The sequence below is a fragment of the Xanthomonas sp. SHU 166 genome, from assembly GCF_000364685.1.
GTDB lineage: Bacteria > Pseudomonadota > Gammaproteobacteria > Xanthomonadales > Xanthomonadaceae > Xanthomonas_A > Xanthomonas_A sontii.
On record NZ_AQOJ01000465.1, the window covers coordinates 1 to 2,514 of the forward strand.

2 protein-coding genes are annotated in these 2,514 nt (G+C 71.1%); one reads left to right on the forward strand and one right to left on the reverse strand.

Annotated features, from left to right (window positions below):
• Positions 1 to 195: 195 nt before the first annotated feature.
• Positions 196 to 1,443, reverse strand: coding sequence for an efflux RND transporter periplasmic adaptor subunit (locus tag D180_RS12330; protein ID WP_017913030.1), 1,248 nt, complete (start codon positions 1,441 to 1,443; stop codon positions 196 to 198).
• Between the two features lie 250 nt (positions 1,444 to 1,693).
• Here D180_RS12330 and D180_RS12335 point away from each other — a divergent pair.
• The coding region (locus D180_RS12335) for an ABC transporter ATP-binding protein (RefSeq protein WP_017913031.1) at positions 1,694 to 2,514 on the forward strand (821 nt) is incomplete at its 3' end.

Genomic DNA, 2,514 nt, shown 5'->3' on the forward strand with positions numbered 1-2,514 from the left:
TCCCCGGTCCATCCGCCGCTGCGGAAGGGAACCCTGTAGAGCAAAAGCAACCGCAACAGCGGTAAAGCAACAGCAACAGCAACAACTGGAGCTTGATCGATTCGGCTGCGGCAGGCGCAGCTGAAACTGACCTACATCGGACAGCTGCGACGTCGAGGCGCTGGTGCAGTGCGCAGCGCGTGCTTGTTTGTTGCGCTACTGCGCAGCGGCCTCCGCCGTCTTCACCTGCATGCCAGCATGCAAGGCCTCTGGCGGATCCAGCACCACCGTGTCGCCGGCGGACAGGCCGGACAGTACCTGGCGGTCGTCGCCCAGGGCGATGCCGGTCTTCAGCGCGCGCTGCTCGACCGTGTTGTCCTCCTTGACCGCGAACGCCACATCCTGGCCGGCGCGCTTGACGATCGCCGCGCCCGGCACCCGCACGCCCTGCGGCGTGTGCTGCGCCTGCGGCTGCGGCGCCTCCAGGAAACTGACCCGCACGCCCATCTCCGGCACGATCCGCGCGTCCTTCTGCTTCAGTGCCACGCGCACCTTCACCGTCGCCTTGCCGCGGTCGGCGGAGGGGATGATCGCGATCACCTCGGCCGGGATCTTCCAGTCCGGATACGCGTTGAGCGTGGCCTCCACCGGCATGCCCGGCTTGACCCGGCCGATGTAGGACTCGCCCACCTCGACCTCGATCTCCAGCGAATCCATGTCGACGATGGTGCCGATGCCGGTGCGGGTGAAGCCGCCGCCGGCCGATAGCGGCGAGACGATCTCGCCCGGCTGCGCCGCCTTGGCGGTGACCACGCCGGAGAACGGCGCACGCACGATGGTGTTGTCCACGTTGAGATCGGAGATCGACAACTGGTTGCCGGCCACCGCCACGTTGCGCTGCGCGTTCTGCAACTGCGCACGCAGGGCATCGCGCTGCGCCACCGCCTGCTCGTACTGCGAGCGCGAGACCAGTTGCTGGCTGGCCAGGGGCTGCAGCCGCTGCGCGTCGGCATCGGCCTGGCGCACCTGCGCCTGCATGTTGGCGACCAGGCTGCGCGCCGCGTCCAGTTGCGAGGCCGACAGCACCCGCTGCGCATTGGCGTCGATCGGATCCAGCGTCGCCATCACCTGGCCTTCCTCCACGCGCATGCCTTCCTCGATGCGCACATCGCGGACCTTGCCGGTGATCTTGGCCGAGACCGTGGCCATGCGCCGCGCCACCACATAGCCGCTGGCGTCCAGCACCGAGGCGCTGCTGCTGCCGGGGGCGATCGCCACCACCGCGGCGGTGCGCACCTCCAGCGGCTTGCTGCGGCCGAACAGCCACCAGCCGCCGGCGCCCAGGGCGAGCAGCACCACCAGCAGCACCCCGGCGATCCACAGCCCGCGCCGCGACGGCGGCTCGCTCGGCGGCGCCTTGCGGTCGATACGGAGTTCCTTGAGCAGGTCGGAGGAAGTACTCATCGTGTCCTTGAACGAAACGGTCGGCGCGCTGCAGTGTGCGAGCCACCGGCCGCCGTGGGCATGGCCGGAAGTCACTTTCTGCGATGCGCTGTAGCGGGAGAACGCCGCCCCTCGGCGTGGATCGCAGCATGCGGCAATCGTGCGGGGGCTGCCAGTGACAGATGTCATCCACTGCAGCTGACGCGCCGCACTGGGCGGCGACTCCGCCGCGGCGCAGCCTAGGCACTCCCTGCCACCACCGGAGTGTCCCATGCCCGATCACGATGCGTTGCCGCTGGCGCAGTTCAGCGGCGTCCACAAGCGCTACGGGACGCTGGTCGCGCTCGACGGCGTCGACCTGCAACTGCGGCCCGGCCAGTTGCTGGCGCTGCTGGGCGCCAACGGCGCCGGCAAGAGCACCGCGGTGAGCCTGCTGCTCGGGCTGCAGACGCCCGACGCCGGCAGCGTGCGCCTGTGCGGGCAGGATCCGCGGGCGCTGGCCGCACGCCGCCAGGCCGGGGCGATGCTGCAGACCGCTGGGCTGCCGGACACCCTGCGCGTGGGCGAACTGCTGCTGCAGGCGCGCGGCTACTACCCGCAGCCGCGCAGCGTCGCCGACTGCGTGGCGCTGGCCGGGCTGGATGGCGTGATGGCACGCCGCTACGGCCAACTGTCCGGCGGCCAGCAGCGCCGCGTGCAATTCGCGATGGCGATCTGCGGGCGGCCGCGGGTGCTGTTCCTGGACGAGCCCAGCACCGGCCTGGACATCGAGGCACGACAGGGCCTGTGGCGGGCGATCCGCGAACTGGTCGCCGACGGCTGCGCGGTGCTGCTGACCACGCACTATCTGGAAGAGGCCGAGGCGCTGGCCGACCGGGTGGCGGTGCTGCAGCGCGGCACGCTGATCGCCGAGGGCAGCGTCGCCGAGCTGCGTGCGCGCTTCGAACAATGCACCATCCGCTGCCGCAGCGCGCTGCCGGCGGCGCAGGTGGCGCAGTGGCCGCAGGTGCGCCACGCCGAGAGCCGCGACGGGGTGCTGGAGGTGGTCGCCGAGCCGGCCGAGCCGGTGGTGGCGCGGCTGCTCGCCAGCGA

Bases quoted from the DNA above. Each gene is read 5' to 3' on its own strand.
- D180_RS12330 (WP_017913030.1), bottom strand. From the start codon at position 1,443: ATGAGTACTTCCTCCGACCTGCTCAAGGAACTCCGTATCGACCGCAAG.